The organism is Streptomyces sp. NBC_00370 (assembly GCF_036084755.1).
In the GTDB taxonomy this organism is placed as follows: domain Bacteria; phylum Actinomycetota; class Actinomycetes; order Streptomycetales; family Streptomycetaceae; genus Streptomyces.
In genome coordinates this window covers 6,284,922-6,302,114 of record NZ_CP107968.1, presented here as the reverse complement: position 1 = coordinate 6,302,114, position 17,193 = coordinate 6,284,922, and the positions used below count along the sequence as shown (strand labels likewise).

The 17,193-nt window shown below is 71.6% G+C and carries 17 protein-coding genes; 4 read left to right on the top strand and 13 right to left on the bottom strand.

Annotation, left to right across the window (positions count from 1 at the left end; translation table 11 throughout):
* Positions 1-2: 2 nt before the first annotated feature.
* The 3 genes from OHS57_RS28200 to OHS57_RS28190 all read right to left on the bottom strand — a co-directional run bounded on the left by OHS57_RS28200 (position 3) and on the right by OHS57_RS28190 (position 2,476).
* Positions 3-863, bottom strand: a complete 861-nt coding sequence (locus OHS57_RS28200) for a class II fructose-bisphosphate aldolase (protein WP_052456977.1) — start codon at positions 861-863, stop codon at positions 3-5.
* 101 nt (positions 864-964) lie between these two features.
* Positions 965-2,209 (bottom strand): AI-2E family transporter, encoded by a 1,245-nt coding sequence (locus tag OHS57_RS28195; RefSeq protein ID WP_052456978.1) that lies wholly within the window; start codon positions 2,207-2,209, stop codon positions 965-967.
* Positions 2,210-2,281: 72 nt separating this feature from the next.
* Positions 2,282-2,476, bottom strand: a complete 195-nt coding sequence (locus OHS57_RS28190) for a DUF3046 domain-containing protein (RefSeq protein WP_041983525.1) — start codon at positions 2,474-2,476, stop codon at positions 2,282-2,284.
* Positions 2,477-2,555: 79 nt separating this feature from the next.
* Between OHS57_RS28190 and OHS57_RS28185 the strand changes: the two genes are divergently transcribed.
* Positions 2,556-3,524 (top strand): hypothetical protein, encoded by a 969-nt coding sequence (locus OHS57_RS28185; RefSeq protein ID WP_328583702.1) that lies wholly within the window; start codon positions 2,556-2,558, stop codon positions 3,522-3,524.
* Positions 3,525-3,592: 68 nt separating this feature from the next.
* Here OHS57_RS28185 and OHS57_RS28180 read toward each other — a convergent pair whose 3' ends face one another.
* Together OHS57_RS28180 and OHS57_RS28175 are read right to left on the bottom strand one after the other, a co-directional pair.
* Positions 3,593-3,901 (bottom strand): AzlD domain-containing protein, encoded by a 309-nt coding sequence (locus tag OHS57_RS28180; RefSeq protein ID WP_041983527.1) that lies wholly within the window; start codon positions 3,899-3,901, stop codon positions 3,593-3,595.
* Positions 3,898-4,641, bottom strand: a complete 744-nt coding sequence (locus OHS57_RS28175) for an AzlC family ABC transporter permease (protein ID WP_041983528.1) — start codon at positions 4,639-4,641, stop codon at positions 3,898-3,900. Before OHS57_RS28175 ends, OHS57_RS28180 begins: the two co-directional genes overlap by 4 nt.
* A 138-nt stretch (positions 4,642-4,779) precedes the next feature.
* Between OHS57_RS28175 and OHS57_RS28170 the strand changes: the two genes are divergently transcribed.
* From OHS57_RS28170 to OHS57_RS28160, 3 genes are all read left to right on the top strand, one after another.
* The gene (locus OHS57_RS28170) at positions 4,780-9,411 is read left to right on the top strand and encodes an ATP-dependent helicase (RefSeq protein WP_328583701.1); all 4,632 of its coding nucleotides are present in this window, start codon (positions 4,780-4,782) and stop codon (positions 9,409-9,411) included.
* 72 nt (positions 9,412-9,483) lie between these two features.
* Positions 9,484-10,242 (top strand): Fpg/Nei family DNA glycosylase, encoded by a 759-nt coding sequence (locus OHS57_RS28165; protein ID WP_041983530.1) that lies wholly within the window; start codon positions 9,484-9,486, stop codon positions 10,240-10,242.
* A 79-nt stretch (positions 10,243-10,321) separates the two neighbouring features.
* A complete protein-coding gene (locus OHS57_RS28160; RefSeq protein WP_328583700.1) occupies positions 10,322-11,281 on the top strand; it encodes an LLM class flavin-dependent oxidoreductase in 960 nt (319 codons plus the stop codon).
* 3 nt (positions 11,282-11,284) lie between these two features.
* Here the strand turns inward: OHS57_RS28160 and OHS57_RS28155 are convergent, their stop codons facing one another.
* From OHS57_RS28155 to OHS57_RS28120, 8 genes are all read right to left on the bottom strand, one after another.
* Positions 11,285-11,515 carry a hypothetical protein gene (locus tag OHS57_RS28155; RefSeq protein ID WP_041983532.1) on the bottom strand — a complete coding sequence of 77 codons (231 nt, stop codon included), beginning with the start codon at positions 11,513-11,515 and terminating at the stop codon, positions 11,285-11,287.
* 82 nt (positions 11,516-11,597) lie between these two features.
* The gene (locus tag OHS57_RS28150) at positions 11,598-12,233 is read right to left on the bottom strand and encodes a DUF4291 domain-containing protein (RefSeq protein ID WP_328583699.1); all 636 of its coding nucleotides are present in this window, start codon (positions 12,231-12,233) and stop codon (positions 11,598-11,600) included.
* A 27-nt stretch (positions 12,234-12,260) separates the two neighbouring features.
* A complete protein-coding gene (locus OHS57_RS28145; protein WP_328583698.1) occupies positions 12,261-12,731 on the bottom strand; it encodes a Dps family protein in 471 nt (156 codons plus the stop codon).
* A 165-nt stretch (positions 12,732-12,896) separates the two neighbouring features.
* A complete protein-coding gene (locus OHS57_RS28140; RefSeq protein ID WP_041983699.1) occupies positions 12,897-13,280 on the bottom strand; it encodes a helix-turn-helix domain-containing protein in 384 nt (127 codons plus the stop codon).
* A 109-nt stretch (positions 13,281-13,389) separates the two neighbouring features.
* On the bottom strand, positions 13,390-13,944 hold the full coding sequence (locus OHS57_RS28135) for a CinA family protein (protein ID WP_328583697.1): 555 nt from the start codon (positions 13,942-13,944) through the stop codon (positions 13,390-13,392).
* A complete protein-coding gene (gene pgsA, locus OHS57_RS28130; protein WP_041983701.1) occupies positions 13,941-14,645 on the bottom strand; it encodes a CDP-diacylglycerol--glycerol-3-phosphate 3-phosphatidyltransferase in 705 nt (234 codons plus the stop codon). The genes OHS57_RS28135 and pgsA overlap by 4 nt, the downstream gene beginning before the upstream one ends.
* Positions 14,642-16,189, bottom strand: coding sequence for a 30S ribosomal protein S12 methylthiotransferase RimO (gene rimO, locus OHS57_RS28125; RefSeq protein WP_041983703.1), 1,548 nt, complete (start codon positions 16,187-16,189; stop codon positions 14,642-14,644). Before rimO ends, pgsA begins: the two co-directional genes overlap by 4 nt.
* Before the next feature lie 96 nt (positions 16,190-16,285).
* Positions 16,286-17,140 (bottom strand): helix-turn-helix domain-containing protein, encoded by an 855-nt coding sequence (locus OHS57_RS28120; protein WP_443042983.1) that lies wholly within the window; start codon positions 17,138-17,140, stop codon positions 16,286-16,288.
* Between the last annotated feature and the right edge of the window lie 53 nt (positions 17,141-17,193).

Here is a 17,193-nt window from a genome sequence, read left to right as displayed (position 1 = left end):
AGTCACCTCGCCCGGCCCGCGCTGCCGAACAGCGTCATCAGCGAGCCGGTCATCTCCATCACGTCGCCCCGTACGGAGCGGAACAGCGACGGCGGATCCCACTTCTGCCGCTCGGCCGCCGTTTCGAGGAAGGTGAGGCTCGACTTCATGAACTTCTCCTTGAGCGCGGTCGAGATGTTGACCTTCGCGCACCCCCGGGAGATCAGGTCGTGGAACTGCTCGTCGGAGAGTCCGCTGCCGCCGTGCAGGGCGATCGGCAGCGGATGGGCGGCGACGATGTCGCTGACCCGCTGGGCGTCCAGTACCGGTGCCTGTTTGTACGATCCGTGGGCGTTGCCGATCGCCGGTGCGAACACGTCGACCTGCGTCGTACGGAGGAAGCGCAGCGCGACATCCAGGTCCTGGCGCTCGGCCTCCGTGTCGCTGCCGACCCCGTCCTCGACGCCGGTGATCGACTCGATCTCGCCCTCGACCTGCGCGCCGAAGCTACGCGCCTCGGCGACGACCTCGACGGTCTGGCGCATGTTCTCCTCGACCGGCAGCCGCGACGCGTCGAAGAGCACGGAGTTCCAGCCCTGCCGCAGACACTCGCTGATCACGTCGCGCTCGGGACAGTGGTCCAGATGGAGCGTGACGGGCACCTCGATGCCGGCCGTCATCGCCGTCCACATCTGGTACAGCACGTCGCTGCCGATCGACTTCACCGTCTTCACCGACGTCTGCACGATCAGCGGCGAAGCGTGCTCCACGGCGGCGGCCAGCACGGCTTCCAGCGTCAGATCGTTGAAGATGTTGATGGCCGGCACGCCGTACCGCTCTTGGAACGCGTCGGAGAGGATGTCGGTCAGCGGCACGACAGGCACGTTGCCTCCAGAGTTCGGACTCGCCCCATCCATTCGACGCCAGCCGGTCCGGCTCCGCCACTCGACAGGGATCCGCCCGCCCTCAGGGGGCTGCCCGGGGGTTACCGCTGCGGCGGCACCCCGTCCTCGCGCCTGCGCAGCACACCGCGTATCCGGCTCGGCAGCGGTGGCCCGCCGCCCCGCCTGCGGCCGTGCACGCGCGGGTCGTCCATCACCGCGTAGCGCTTCACGTACGCGCCGAGGAAGGCCTGGAGCGTCGCGATGGCCGGGATGGCGATCAGCGCGCCCACGGCGCCGAGCAGAGCCGTACCGGCGATGACGGAGCCGAAGGCCATGGCGGGGTGGATGTCGACGGTCTTCGACGTGAGCTTGGGCTGCAGGACGTAGTTCTCGAACTGCTGGTAGACCACGACGAACCCGAGCACCCACACCGCGTACCAGGGGTCGACGGTGAAGGCGATCAGCATGGGCAGCGCGCCCGCGAGATACGTGCCGATGGTCGGGATGAACTGGGAGACGAGCCCCACCCACACGCCGAGCACCGGGGCGTACGGCACGCCCAGGATCTCCAGCAGGATGTAGTGCGCGACGCCGGAGATCAGCGCCATCAGGCCGCGCGAGTAGATGTAGCCACCGGTCTTGTCGACCGCGATCTCCCACGCGCGCAGCACCTCGGCCTGTTTGGCCGGGGGCAGCACCGAGCACAGCGCGCGCCGCAGCCGGGGGCCGTCGGCGGCGAAGTAGAACGAGAACAGGAAGATCGTCAACAGCCGGAAGAGACCGCCGAGCACCGTGGTGGACACGTCCAGCACACCGCTCGCGCTGTTCTGGACGTACTTCTGCAGCCAGTCCGAGTGCAGCAGGCTGTCCTGGACGTCGAACCGGGAGAGCTTCGTGTGGAAGGTGGTGTTGATCCAGTTGATCAGCGAGTCCAGGTACTGCGGGAAGTCCTCGACGAGATGGACGATCTGCCCGGCGAGCATGGAACCCAGCAGCACGACGAACCCGGCGGCCGCGACCAGCACGGCGAAGAAGACCAAAAAGGTGGCGAGTCCTCGCCGTACCCCTCTGGCTGCCATCCGGCTCACGGCCGGCTCGACGGCGAGCGCCAGGAAGAACGCGATCAGCACGTTCGTGAGCAGCCCGATCAGCTGATGGAACGCCCAATTGCCCAGCTGGAACCCGGCGAAGAGCAGCAGGGCGAGCACCAGGGCGCGCGGCAGCCAGCGGGGCATGCGTGCCTTGCCGTCGCCCTCGGCCGCCTCGGGAGGCGGGGTGACCGGGGGCGCGGTCGCTGGTGGTGAGTCCGGGGCTGTGCCGGTCACGGTCTCGTCAGTCGGTGCCACAGGGTCAGTCTCGCCTACCGGTAGGACATCCGGTCCCGCGGCTGCCGTGAGCGCCCCGCTGCGTACGGTCCGTCACCGTTTGTCGGCCGGGACGTCCATGACCGCGCACACCGCGCGCCAGACGTCCTTGGCCTCCCAGCCCGCGTCCAGCGCCTCGTTGACCGTACGGCCGCCCAGTTCGGTCATCACGTGGTCGCGGGCGAACGAGTCGGCGTACGCGGCGCCGAAGTGGTCGTTCATCCGTTCCCAGAAAATCGTCAACCGCATGACATCAGTATCCCGCTCCTGAGAGTGCAGCAGCGCCGGTCCGCCCCCGTCCACGGAGGTCGCGGCCTACGGTCGGTGCATGTCCGGAACCGGAGCGTCCACCGCGTCCCCTCTCGCCCGCGCCGAGCACTTCGTGTGGCTGACGGCCCGCGTGCTGGAACAGCGGCGGTTCGCCTACCACTTCCTGGAGAGCGCCGAGGCGGGTGGCGGTTCCGGCGGTTCCGAGAGCCGGGGCGCCGCCGTCGAGACCGCGCTCGCCGCCTACCGCAACGAGGACGGCGGATACGGCCATGCCCTGGAGCCCGATCTGCGCGGCCCGGTCAGCCAGCCGCTGCACACGGCGCACGCGCTGCGGGTGCTGGACTCCGTCCACCGCTGCGAGGGACCACGGATCGAGCGGGTCTGCCGCTATCTGACGTCGGTCTCGACGCCGGAGGGCGCACTGCCCGCGCTCCATCCCTCGCTGCGCGGCTATCCGTACGCGCCGTTCCTGCCGGTCGTCGACGAGCCGGCGGGGGAGCTGCTGGCGACGGGGCCGGTGGCCGGGCTGCTGCACCGCAACGGCGTCTGGCACGCGTGGCTGTTCCGGGCGACGGACTTCTGCTGGGCTGCCGTGGACGCGCTGGGCGAGACGAGGCAGTCGCATCCTTACGAGGTCGTCGCCGCCGTCGCCTTCCTGGACGGCGTCCCCGACCGGGCGAGAGCCGAGGCCGCCGCCGACCGGCTCGGCCGGCTGGTGCGCGACAACCGCATGGCGGTGCTGGATCCGCGGCGCCGCGCCGACTACCCGGTGCCGCCCGGCTACGCACCGGACGAGCACCACTTCCCGCACGACTACGCGCGCGTGCCCGGTTCGCTGGCCCGCCACTGGTTCACCGAAGCGGAGATGGCGCGGTCCCTCGACTTCCTCGCCGCCGAACAGGACGAGGACGGCGGCTGGCCGATCAGCTGGCGTGCGTGGGCGCCCGGTACGGCGCTGGAGTGGCGGCCGATCGTCACCATCGAGGCGCTGCGGACGCTACGGGCGCACGGCCGCGTCATCGACTGACAGCCCTCTGTCCCCGTCGTCCCCTGTCCCGGCGTCTCCGGTCGGCCTCCCCGGTCGGCGCTCGCAGGTCAGCCGCCGAGTGCCCGTACACCCGCCGTGACGACGACGGCAGCCGCCACGACCACCAGGAAGGGCGCGCGCAGGATCAGGGCGACCGCTGCCGCCGCGACCCCGGCGGCGCGGGCGTCCACGACGAGGGAACCGCCGGTGCTGAAGGTCTGCTGCGCGGTCAGCGCGGCGAGCAAGGCGACCGGGAGCAGCGCGGACAGCCGTTGCACGAGGGGACGCTCCAGCACCCCGGCCGGCACGAGCAGCCCCAGCAGTTTGACGAGGTAGCAGCCGACGGCGGTGGCACCGATCGCGATCCAGATGTTCAACGGTCCGTTCCTTTCCGGCGCTCGGCGGCCCTGCGGCCCTGGAGGAAGAGCACGGCGGGCGCCGCGAGTCCGGCGACCAGGACCGGAACACCGGCCGGCAGCACCGGCAGGAGGCCCAGCCCCAGGACGACGGCGACACCTGCCACGGTGCGCTCGGTCGTCGTACGGAGCATGGGCGCGAGCAGCGCGAGGAACACGGCGGGCCCTGCGGCGTCGAGACCCCAGCGGTCGGTGTCGCCGAGGGCCTCGGCCCCGAGCGCCCCGCCGAGGGTGGTGAGGTTCCACAGCACGTAGAGGGTGAGCCCGGTGACCGTGAACCCGAGCCTGGCGCCGCGCCGGTCGCGCTGGGCCAGGGCGACGGCGGTGGTCTCGTCGATGATCCAATGGGCCGCGAAGGGACGTACGGGCCCCGGCACGCGCAGCAGCTGGGACAGCCGCAGCCCGTAGAAGGTGTTGCGGACGCCGAGGAAGAACGCGCCGGCCGCCGCGGTGAGCGGGTTGCCTCCCCCGGCCAGTGCGCCGACCAGGGCGAACTGCGAGGCACCGGTGAAGACCAGCAGGCTGAGCGCGCAGGTCTGCAGGACGGTGAGTCCGGCGCCGGACGAGGTGACGCCGAAGGCGAACCCGGACAGGCCGACCGCGATGCCGACGCCGAGCGCGTCACGTACGACGGCCGAGTCGGGCCGTGCGGAGTCCGGCGGTATGTCCTTGTCGGAGCCGGCTGATGCTGTCTCTGTCACGTCGGGGACGTTACGCGGCGGCGCCCGACGATGTCGCGTCCGTTTCGCGCCGCCGCCCTCGGCTCGGGCTTCGCGCGGGCGGACGCCTGTTTCCCCAGGTCCAGGCGTTTGTCAGTGGTCGGGTGCACGATGGGAGGCATGGCACGGACTGCGCTCGACTCGTTCTCTCCCGCGACCCGCGGCTGGTTCACGGGAGCTTTCTCCGCGCCCACCGCGGCGCAGGAGGGTGCCTGGCGGGCCATCGAGCAGGGGTCCGACGTGCTGGTCGTGGCGCCGACCGGCTCGGGCAAGACGCTCGCCGCCTTCCTCGCCGCGCTGGACCAGCTCGCCTCGACGCCGCCGCCCGCCGACGCGAAGAAGCGCTGCCGGGTGCTGTACGTGTCGCCGCTGAAGGCCCTCGCCGTCGACGTGGAGCGCAATCTGCGCAGCCCGCTCACCGGCATCAGACAGGAGTCGGTCCGCCTCGGCCGCCCCGAGCCCGAGGTGCGGGTCGGCATCCGCTCCGGTGACACCCCGGCGGCCGAGCGGCGCTCGCTGGCGACGAAACCGCCCGACATCCTGATCACCACCCCCGAGTCGCTGTTCCTGATGCTGACGTCCGCCACGCGCGACGCGCTCGCGGGGATCGAGACGGTGATCCTCGACGAGGTGCATGCCGTCGCGGGGACGAAGCGCGGCGCGCATCTCGCCGTCTCACTGGAGCGTCTTGACGAGCTGCTGCCGCGCCCCGCCCGCCGCATCGGCCTTTCGGCGACGGTCCGCCCGGTGGAGGAAGTGGCGCGCTACCTGTCGCCGCAGCGCCGGGTGGAGATCGTCCAGCCGCCGTCGGGCAAGGAGTTCGATCTCTCCGTCGTCGTCCCCGTCGAGGATCTGGGTGAGCTGGGCGGCTCGCCCGCCTCCGAGACGGACAGCGGCGAGAAGCCGTCGATCTGGCCGCATGTGGAGGAGCGCATCGCCGATCTCGTCCAGGCGCACCGCTCCACGATCGTCTTCGCCAACTCCCGCAGACTCGCCGAGCGGCTGTGCAACCGGCTCAACGAGATCGCGTACGAACGGGCGACGGGCGAGCCGATGCCGCAGGAGCACTCTCCCGCCGAGGTGATGGCCCAGTCCGGCGCCGCCGCGGGTGCGCCGCCGCTGCTCGCCCGTGCCCACCACGGCTCGGTCTCCAAGGAGCAGCGCGCGCAGGTCGAGGAGGATCTGAAGGCCGGCCGGCTGCCGGCCGTCGTGGCGACGTCCAGTCTGGAGCTGGGCATCGACATGGGGGCGGTGGATCTGGTCATCCAGGTCGAGTCGCCGCCGTCGGTCGCCTCCGGTCTGCAGCGGGTCGGCCGTGCGGGACACCAGGTCGGGGCGGTCTCCACGGGTGTCGTGTTCCCCAAGTACCGCGGCGATCTGGTGCAGGCGGCCGTCGTCACCGAGCGGATGCGCACCGGCTCCATCGAGGCGCTGCGTGTCCCCGCCAATCCGCTGGACGTGCTGGCCCAGCAGCTGGTCGCGATGGTCGCCCTGGACAGCAGACAGGCCGACGACCTGCTGGCGCTGGCCCGCCGCGCGGCGCCGTTCGCCTCGCTGCCCGACTCGGCCTTCAACGGTGTGCTGGACATGCTCGCCGGGCGGTATCCGTCGGACGCGTTCGCCGAGCTGCGCCCCCGGGTGGTGTGGGACCGCGTCGCGGGCACGGTCACCGGCCGGCCCGGCGCGCAGCGGCTGGCCGTCACGTCCGGCGGGACCATCCCCGACCGCGGCCTGTTCGGCGTCTTCCTGGTCGGCTCCGACCCCAAGAAGGGCGGCGGCCGGGTCGGTGAGCTGGACGAGGAGATGGTCTACGAGTCCCGGGTCGGCGATGTCTTCACCCTCGGTACGACGTCGTGGCGGATCGAGGACATCACCCGTGACCAGGTCCTGGTCACCCCCGCCCCCGGCACCCCGGGGCGGCTGCCGTTCTGGAAGGGCGACCAGCTGGGCCGCCCGCTGGAGCTGGGCCGCGCGGTGGGCGCGTTCCTGCGTGAGGTGGGCGCCCTCTCCGCCGAGGACGCCCGGCTGCGGCTGCTGACCGCGGGTCTCGACGCGTGGGCCGCCGAGAACGTGATCTCGTACCTGGACGAGCAGCGCAAAGCCTGCGGTCATGTCCCCGACGACCGCACGATCCTGGTCGAGCGCTTCCGCGACGAGCTGGGTGACTGGCGCGTCGTCATCCACTCCCCGTTCGGGGCCCAGGTGCACGCCCCGTGGGCGCTGGCCCTCGGCGCCCGGCTCGCCGAGCGGTACGGGATGGACGCGCAGGTCATGCACGCGGACGACGGCATCGTGCTGCGGCTGCCCGACGCCGATCTGATGGGTCTCGACCTCCTCGACGAGGAGCCGTCCCGTCTCGACACCACGCTCGACACGACCTTCGACAGCGAACAGGCGCCCGTCGGGGCGGGTGACGTCGCCTTCGACCGGGGCGAGATCGCCGGGATCGTCACCGACCAGGTCGGCGGCTCTGCCCTGTTCGCCGCCCGGTTCCGCGAGTGCGCCGCGCGCGCCCTGCTGCTGCCGCGCCGCAGCCCCGGCAAGCGCACCCCGCTGTGGCAGCAGCGCCAGCGCGCCGCCCAACTGCTCCAGGTGGCCAGCGAGTTCGGTTCCTTCCCGATCGTGCTGGAAGCCGTCAGGGAATGCCTCCAGGACGTGTTCGACGTGCCGGGGCTCACGGAGCTGATGGGTGACATCGAGTCCCGCCGCGTCCGGCTGGTGGAGGTCACCACGACCGAGCCCTCCCCGTTCGCCCGCTCCCTGCTGTTCGGTTACGTCGCACAGTTCCTGTACGAGGGGGACTCACCGCTGGCCGAGCGGCGCGCCGCCGCGCTCTCGCTGGACTCGCGGCTGCTCGCCGAGCTGCTCGGCCAGGCCGAGCTGCGCGAGCTGCTCGACCCCGAAGTCCTCACCGAACTGGAGCAGGAGCTCCAGTGGCTCGTGGAGGACCGGCGGATCAAGGACGTCGAAGGCGTCGCCGACCTGCTGCGCGTCCTCGGCCCGCTCACCGACGCCGAGCTGGCGGAGCGCGGCGCGCAACCGCCCTGGGCCGAGGAGCTGGCCGCCGCCCGGCGCGCCATCAAGGTGCGCGTCGGCGGCGCCGACCACTGGGCGGCGATCGAGGACGCGGGCCGGCTGCGGGACGCGCTGGGCACGGCGCTGCCGGTCGGGATCCCCGAGGCGTTCATGGAGCCCGTCAAGGACCCGCTCGGCGACCTGCTCGCCCGCTACGCCCGTACACACGGCCCGTTCACCTCGTCGGCGGCGGCCGAGCGGTTCGGGCTCGGCGCCGCCGTCACCGACGGCGCGCTGCAACGGCTCGCCACCACGGGCCGCGTCGTACAGGGCGAGTTCCATCCGTCCGGCATCGGCCAGGAGTGGTGCGACGCCACGGTGCTGCGCAGACTGCGCCGCCGCTCCCTCGCCGCGCTGCGCCAGGAGCTGGAGCCGGTCGCGCCGGCCGCGCTCGCCTCGTTCCTCCCCCAGTGGCAGCATCTGGGAGCCAGCAGTCTGCGCGGGATCGACGGACTCGCCCGCGCCGTCGAGCAGTTGCAGGGCGCCTCGGTACCGGCATCGGCGCTGGAGCGGCTGGTCCTGCCGTCGCGGGTCTCCGGCTACTCCCCCGCCATGCTGGACGAACTGACCACCACGGGCGAGGTGGTGTGGGCCGGCGCCGGGGCGCTGCCCGGCAAGGACGGCTGGGTCTCGCTCTATCTCGCCGACAACGCGCCGCTGTTGCTGCCCGAGCCGCATCCGCTGGAGCTGACGGCGGTGCACGAGTCGGTGCTGACCGCGCTCGCCGGTGGCTACGGGCTGTTCTTCCGGCAGATCGCCGATCAGGTCCGGGCGACCACCCATCCCGACGCGACCGACTCCCAACTGGCCGACGCCGTCTGGGACCTGGCCTGGTCGGGCCGGCTCACCAACGACACCCTCGCCCCGCTCCGGTCGCTGCTCGGCTCGGGCAGAACCGCCGGGTCCACGGCGCACCGCGCCCGCCGTCCGGTGCCGCGCGGCCGGTACGGCACCCTCACGGCGGCGGCCAGGCCCGCGTCCCGTACGGGACCGCCGACGGTCAGCGGCCGCTGGTCGCTGGTCCCCGGCCGCGAGCAGGACGCCACGCATCGCGCCCACGCCCTGGCCCGGACTCTCCTGGACCGGCACGGCGTCGTGACCAGGGGCGCGGTCGCGGCCGAGGGGGTGAGCGGCGGCTTCTCCGCCGTCTACCGCGTGCTCTCCGCCTTCGAGGACAGCGGCCAGGCACGGCGCGGCTATGTCGTGGAGGGGCTGGGCGCCGCCCAGTTCGCCATGGACGGCGCGGTCGACCGGCTGCGCGCCGCCTCCACCGCCCGGGACCGCGCCGAGGCCCATCCGTCGCCGCGCGCCGTGGTCCTGGCCGCGGCCGACCCGGCCAACGCTTACGGGGCGGCGCTGTCCTGGCCGGAGCCCCCGGCGGGCGCGGGACACAAACCCGGCCGTAAGGCGGGCTCGCTGGTCGTCCTCGTCGACGGTGAGCTGACGCTGTACCTGGAGCGCGGCGGCAAGACGCTGCTGGCCTGGCCGACCGACCCGCAGGACCCGGCGCTCCAGGCGGCGGCCGAGGCGCTGGCGAACGCGGCGCGGGCCGGTGCGCTCGGCAGCCTCACGGTGGAGCGGGCCAACGGCACCCCGGCCCTGACCTCGCCGCTGGGCGGGGCGCTGGAGAAGGCGGGCTTCAACGCCACCCCGAGAGGCCTGCGACTGCGCCCCTGACCGGCGGGGCGCCGCCCGCGCCCCGCTCCCACCTGTCCGCGTCCGCGTCCCGCCTCACGCATGATGGATGACATGCCCGAAGGAGACACCGTCTGGCAGACCGCCCGCCGTCTGCACACCGCACTCGCCGGGCAGCTGCTCACCCGCTCCGACCTGCGCGTGCCCCGGTTCGCCACGGCCGACCTCACCGGCCGCGCGGTCCTCGACGTGACCCCGCGCGGAAAGCACCTGCTCACCCGGGTCGAGGGCGGTCTGACCCTGCACTCGCATCTGCGGATGGAGGGCGCCTGGAAGGTGTACGCGCCGGGCGAGCGCTGGCGCGGTGGCGCGGGGCACCAGATCAGGGCGGTCCTCGGCACGGCCGAGCGCACGGCGGTCGGCTACCGCCTCCAGGTCCTGGAGCTGCTGCGTACCGCCGACGAGGAGCGGGTGGTGGGCCATCTCGGTCCCGATCTCCTCGGCCCGGACTGGGACCCGGACACCGCCCTGCGCAATCTGCTGTCCGATCCGGCGCGCCCCGTCGGCGAGGCCCTGCTGGACCAGCGCAATCTCGCGGGGGTCGGCAACATCTTCAAGTCCGAGACCTGTTTCCTCGCCCGGGTCACGCCCTGGCTCCCCGTCGGTCAGGTCCCCTCGCCCGAGCGCCTGGTGACGGCGGCGAAGAAGCTCCTGGAGGCGAACAGGGAACGCCCCGGCGGCGACCGGCGGATCTACCTCTACGGCAGGGCCGGCCGCCCCTGCGCGCGCTGCGGCGCGACCATCCGCAAGGCCGACCAGGCCGACCGCCCGACGTACTGGTGCCCGAACTGCCAGACGGGCCCGACACCCTGACCGCGTCCCGCTCCGCGCCGAAGCCGCCATACCCGGCAGGGAATTGTTCCGGCTCCGCCCCGGTCGCACGATGCGTCACATGACTGACGACATCCGCATCGGCGTCCTGCTCGACACCACCGTCCGGGGCAGCGACGACGACCCCCGGGAGCTGATCGCGTTCGCCGTACGCGCCGAACGTCTCGGCTTCGACTCGGTATGGGTCAACGACACGCTCCTGTCGCCCCAAATCGAACCGCTGACGCTGCTGGCCGCGCTGGCGCCGGCGACCGAGCGGGTCACCCTCGGCACCGCGGTCCTGATGCCGGTACTACGCAGACCCCTGACGGCGGCGCGCGCCCTGGCCTCGGTCGACCTGCTCTCCGGCGGACGGCTGATCGCGGGCCTGGGCGCGGGTTTCCCCGGCCGGTTCGGCCGGCCGCTGTACGACCTGTCCGAGGTGCCCTGGGAGCGACGGTTCGCCCGCCTGGACGAGACGGTCGCCCTGTGGCGCCACCTCTGGAGCGGCGAGCCGTCCGGTTCGTTCCACGGGGAATTCCTGCACCTCGACGCCCTGCCCGAGCCCACCAGGACCTACCGGCCCGGCGGCCCGCCACTCTGGCTGGGCGGCGCCTCACCCACGGCGCTCGCCCGCACGGGCCGCGACTACGACGGCTGGCTGCCCTACCCGCCGGAGCCGGCGGAGTACGAAAACGGTCTCGTCCAGATACGAAGCGCCTCGTCAGCCGCCGGACGCGCCCCGGGCGCGGTGACTCCCGCGCTGTACGTGACGGTACTCATCGCCAAGGACGCGGAGCGTGGCCGTGCGGAACTGGCCCCGTACATCAAGGGCACCTACGGGCTCTCGCTCGAAGAACTGTCGAAGATCCAACTGCTGCTCGCCGGCACACCCGAGGACGTGACATCGGGACTCCGGGACTACCTAGCGGCGGGTGCGCGGCACATCGTCTGCCGCATAGGCACCACCGACCCCGGCAAGCGTATCGACCAACTGGAGCACATCGCCGAGCTGATCCCCGGCCTGACGCTCTCCCCCTGAGAACTACGAATGTTCGACGCCGCCGGGTATTCGGGCCGCCTTCTCGGCTGCCTCCGCCTGCATCGCGGCCCGCGAAGCCACATGCACCGGCAGCAGACTCAACCCCCACCCACCGACCACCACGGCCCCCTCGAAGGCCCCGGCCTGCCCGGGTATCAGCGCCAGCCGCAACGCGGCCCACCACCACAGGCCGCCAAGAGCGAGCGCGGGAAGCAGCACTATTCGCTTCGCCATGGCCACCTCCTAGGACCGACGCAGACCGCCGTCCCCCGAAGTCTCCCCCGCCGGGCCCCACCCCGCATCCAGAGGCACCGCCTCACCACCGCAGATGCGCCAGCAGTCCGTCGTCCACGGGATAAGGGCTCTCCACGGGCAGCAGCCGCCGAGCACCCTCCAGATCCCCGCCCCGCACCCGCGCGTGCACCTCGTGCGCGAGCGGGGTGACATCGGTGATCGAGACCGTCCATTCGTCCGCGTACAGACGCGCCGCGTCGCCGGCGAGACCGAGCTGAAGCGACCGGTACGCCAGCGCCTGGAGGTGCAGATCCCGCTCGGGATCCCACTGCACCCGCGCGGGAGCCTGCCTCAGCTCACGCTTCCACGCGGCCTGATCGGCATGCAGCCCCGGCTGGTAATGCGCCAGACAGGCACGTTCGATCGCCCACTCGAACCCCTCGCGAGCGATCTCAACGGCCAGCACGGTCTCTTGCCCCTCTTTGGCCCCCCACCCGCAGCGATACATCATCCAGAGGAACGACGGCTTGATCCACGTCATCCGGTCCCGCTTCCAAGCAGCGGGAAACCGCCCCTCCCGAACGGCCGCCAGCCCGATCTCCGGCCGGTACGCCTGGTACACGGTCACGGTCGAACCGGTATGAGCTGCGCGAATCTGGTATCTGGGTACGTCCACAGACCCCAGAATCAATCCCGAGCCGCCCCGGGCACCACCCATTTTCGGCGGCCCGTGGCCCGGCGCCGCTCAGGCGCTCTCCGCCTGGAACATCCACGCGTGCTTCTCCAGGTCCGCCGTCACCTGGATCAGGATGTCCTGCGTCACCGGGTCCGGTTCGTCCGTCGACTGGACTCGCTCGCGCATGCGGGTGATCACCGCGCCGAGGGCGTCCACCAGCGTGCGTACCGCGTCCTCGTCCTTGATCCAGCCGTCCGTGACCGGGGCGATGGCGCTCTGGGATGCCACCGTCGCTGCTCGGCCGTCCGGGGTTACGCCGATCGCCGCCGCGCGTTCGGCGACCGTGTCGGAGTGGCCGCGGGCCGTCGTCACGACCTCGTCGAGCTGGAGGTGTACGGAGCGGAAGCGGGGGCCCACGATGTTCCAGTGGACCTGTTTGGCGATCAGGGAGAGGTCGATCAGGTCCACGAGGGCACCCTGGAGCGCCTCCCCGACCAGCTTGAGGTCTTCCTCGGGCAGCGCGCTCTTCACCACAGACATGTGGTCCTCCTGGTCACGTGGATGGTGGCGGCGCTGTGATCGGCCGCCCTTCCCACCATGACACAAATGCCACAAAGCGGGCATTCAGGATCGAAGAAGGCCCCGGCCGGTACGCGCGCGTACCGGCCGGGGCCTCTTCCGAACGTCAGGGATGGCTCGCCACCGTCAGGCGGCGGCGACGCCCACCGCCTCTTTTGGCGTCTTGATCGTCACCCGCTCCGTCGGCACCCCGGCCACCGACGTCACAGGGACAGAATTGAGCATTGGGCGTACTGGCGCAGGCACCGGCTCGTTCGCCGCTGCCGACGCTGCCAGCTCGGCCAACGACAGTTCGTCGCTCACTTCTCGCATGAGCTCGGACATCCGTACGTCAAGCGCGTCGCAGATCGCGGAGAGCAGCTCGGAGGATGCCTCCTTCTGCCCCCGCTCCACCTCGGAGAGATAGCCGAGTGAGACCCGGGCGGACGAGGAGACTTCGCGCAGAGTACGGCCCTGGCGCTGGCGCTGCCGACGCAGCACGTCACCCAGCAGGCGACGGAGCAGAATCATCGGTGGCTCCCTCCTCGGACCGCGTAGCCGCATCCTTCACGCCCCACCGTACCGCCTCGCGCCGCGGCCGTGCGGGGAGCGATGTCGTGTTCACTCAGGGCTGCAAACATCAATTCCCCCCGTTCTGTTCCGTATCCTGTGCCCGCCCGTTCCCCAGGAGTTCGTCGGCGAGCAGTGCGAGAAGGCTCCGTACACTCTCTTTACGGATTTCCGTCCGACCGCCGTTCAACCGCAATGCGGCCACTTTCCCGTTGCCTTCCGGGCCCATGACCGCCACGTAAACGGTCCCCACGGGCTGCCTGTCCTGGGGATCGGGTCCCGCGACGCCGGTGGTCGCCGCGCCCCAGTCCGCCCGCAGATGGCCGCGCACGCCCGCGGCCATCTGAAGGGCCACCTCCGGGTCCACAGCTCCGCGCTCGTCCAGAAGGGTCGCGTCCACGCCCAGGACGTCCCGCTTCAGGTCCGTCGCATAGGCCGTCACGGACCCGCGGAAGGTCCGGGAGGCGCCGGGGACCGACGTCAGCTCCGCGGCCACCAGACCGCCCGTGAGGGATTCGGCGACGGCCAGCGTGCCGCCACGCTCGTCCAGCAGCGCCAGCACCCGCGCCGCCCCGGTCGGCTCCCCGCCGGTCGGCTCCCCGGTCCGCTCCCCGCCGGTGGTCATTGCTTCGTTTCCGCGGCCCTCGCGGGCTCCACGCCGGCGGCCGAGGCCGCCGCCGCGCGCTCCCGCGCCAGCCCCTGGCGCCGCAGGACCACGGCCTGGCGCACATAGTCCAGTCCGGTCACCACGGTCAGCACGACGGCGATCACCATTACCCAGAACCGCAGCGTGGCCAGCGGCCCGGTCAGCGCCAGCACGTACATCCCGACGGCCGTGCCCTGGGCCAGCGTCTTCATCTTGCCGCCGCGGCTCGCCGGGATCACCGCGTGTCTGATCACCCAGAACCGCATCAGCGTGATCCCCAGCTCGCGGAAGAGGATGACGCCGGTCACCCACCACGGCAGGTCACCCAGCGACGAGAGACAGACCAGCGCCGCGCCCATGATCGCCTTGTCCGCGATCGGGTCGGCGATCTTGCCGAAGTCGGTGACGAGGTTGTACGTACGGGCCAGATGACCGTCGAAGATGTCGGTGATCATGGCGACGGCGAAGGCCGCCCACGCCCAGGCCCGCCAGACCGGGTCGTACCCGCCGTCCTGGAGCATCAGCATCACGAAGCCCGGCACGAGCAGCAGCCGCACCATGGTCAGGATGTTCGCGATGTTCCACAGGCTTGCCTGATCGAGCGCCGGAGCACCCCGCTTGGCGTCGGGCGCCGGCTTCGCGCCGGTACCGCCCGCCGCGGACGCCGGGACTCCGGTCATCTGGCCGCCTCCTCACCCGGGGTCCGGAGGACTTCCTCCGGAAGGTCGTCGTAGTCGGCCACGTACTCAGCCACCAGGTCGACGCCCTCGGTGCCGACCACCTTCGCCTCGACCATACGGCCGGGACGCAGACCTTCGCGTGACGTGAACAGCACCTGGCCGTCCGTCTCCGGGGCCTGGTGCGCCGCCCTGCCGACCGCCACAGCCTCCTCGCCGTCCTCGGAGTACTCCGAGGAGTCCTCGGAGCCCGTGGACTCGACGAGCACCACCAGGGCCTCGCCCAGCCGCTCCTCGGCCCGCTGCGAGGTCAGCTCCTCCGCCAGCCGGGACAGGTGCGAGAGCCGCTCGGCGACGAGATCGGGGTCGAGCTTGTTCTCGTACGTCGCCGCTTCCGTACCGTCCTCGTCCGAATAGCCGAAGACCCCGATCGCGTCGAGCCGCGCGTGGGTGAGGAAGCGTTCCAGCTCGGCGAAGTCGGCCTCGCTCTCGCCGGGGAAGCCGACGATGAAGTTGGAGCGCACACCGGCCTGCGGCGCCTTGCCCCTGATGGTCTCCAGCAGTTCGAGGAAGCGGTCGGTGTCGCCGAAGCGCCGCATGGAGCGCAGCACCGACGCCGACGAGTGCTGGAACGACAGGTCGAAGTACGGCGCCACCTTCGGCGTCGAGGTGAGGACGTCGATCAGCCCCGGGCGCATCTCGGCGGGCTGCAGGTAGCTGACCCGGATCCGCTCGATGCCGTCCACGGCCGCCAGCTCGGGCAGCAGCGTCTCCAGCAGCCGGATGTCACCGAGGTCCTTGCCGTACGAGGTGTTGTTCTCGGAGACGAGCATGACCTCCTTGACGCCCTGCTCGGCGAGCCAGCGGGTCTCGGTCAGCACGTCGCTCGGCCGGCGGGAGATGAAGGACCCGCGGAACGAGGGGATGGCGCAGAAGGTGCAGCGGCGGTCGCAGCCCGAGGCGAGCTTCACCGAGGCGACGGGGCTGCGGTCCAGCCGGCGGCGCAGCGGCGCACGCGGTCCTGACGCGGGGGCGACGCCGTCCGGCAGGTCGGCGGGGGCGGGCGCGGTCAGGAGGTCGCCGTGCCCGGGGAGGGCCACTCCGCCGGCGTCCTGCCGCTGCGCCGGGCTGAGCGGCAGCAGTTTGCGGCGGTCGCGGGGGGTGTGCGAGGCGTGGATGCCGCCGTTCAGGATGGTCTGCAGCCGATCGGAGATGTCGGCGTAGTCGTCGAAGCCGAGCACTCCGTCCGCCTCGGGCAGCGATTCGGCGAGTTCCTTGCCGTACCGCTCGGCCATGCAGCCGACGGCCACGACGGCCTGGGTTCTGCCTTGATCCTTCAGATCGTTGGCTTCCAGCAGGGCGTCGACGGAGTCCTTCTTGGCGGCCTCGACGAATCCACAGGTGTTGACGACTGCGACGTCCGCGTCCGAGGCGTCCTGGACGAGCTCCCAGCCGTCCGCTGCCAAGCGGCCTGCAAGCTCCTCCGAGTCCACCTCGTTACGGGCGCAGCCAAGAGTGACAAGGGCGACGGTACGGCGTTCGGGCATGGGCTCAAGACTACTTTGTCCTGGCCCTGCCCTTGCCGTTCAGGGTTGCCCGGGTGGCCGAGCGGTGGCCGGAGCCACCGCGCGCCCCGGTCTTCGTCAGCCCGCCTCGGGGTCACCCTGCGTGTACGAGAGCCGCTCGACCTGGCCGGACTCGAACTCGTCCGAGACCTTCTTGCCGTTGACGAACAGCTCTATGGCGCCGGCGTTCCCGAGGATGAGATTGACCTTCTCGTCGTCCTGGAAGGTCTTGGACTCACCCTTGGGGAGGATGCCGTCGAACAGCAGCTTGCCGTTGTGCGCCTTGGCGGAGATCCAGCTCTTGGCATCGACGGCGGTGAGTTTCACCGTCACCTTGTCGCGCGGGGCGGCCGCGATGGCGCTGTCCGAAGGGGCGGGCTTGGGGTCGGCCGTCTTGGTCGGGCTGGCCTTGACCGCCGACTTGTCGGGCTTGGGTCCCTCGGCAGCCGACTTCGAAGCGCCGCTGTCGTCGGAGCCGTTGAACGCGGTGAATCCGACGAAGCCGACCACGGCGACGATCGCCGCGACCATGGCCGCCGTCCAGTTCGGCCGGCGCCGCTCGGGGCGGATGCGCTCCGCCTCGAACATCGGCGCCGCCGGTGTGGGCGCGGGACGACCGCCGTGTTCGGCGTCGAACCGCTCGATGAGCGGGTCGGGGTCGATCCCCGCCTGCTGGGCGAGCATCCGGATATGACCGCGTGCGTAGACGTCGCCGCCGCTGCGCGAGAAGTCGTCCTGCTCGATCGCGTGCACGATGGGGATGCGCACCCGGGTGGAGGCACTGACCTCGTCGACCGTCAGATTCGCTGCGACGCGCGCCTGCTGGAGGGTCTGGCCGATGGAGGGCCGGTTGTCTTCGGTCGAAGGCGGTTCTTCTGTCGAAGGCGTTTCTTCTTCTGGGGATTTGCCGTCGGGTGATTTGCCGATGGACACGGGGGCGCCTTTCGAGCGTGTAGCCACCTGCTGGACGTTCAGTCTATGGGTGG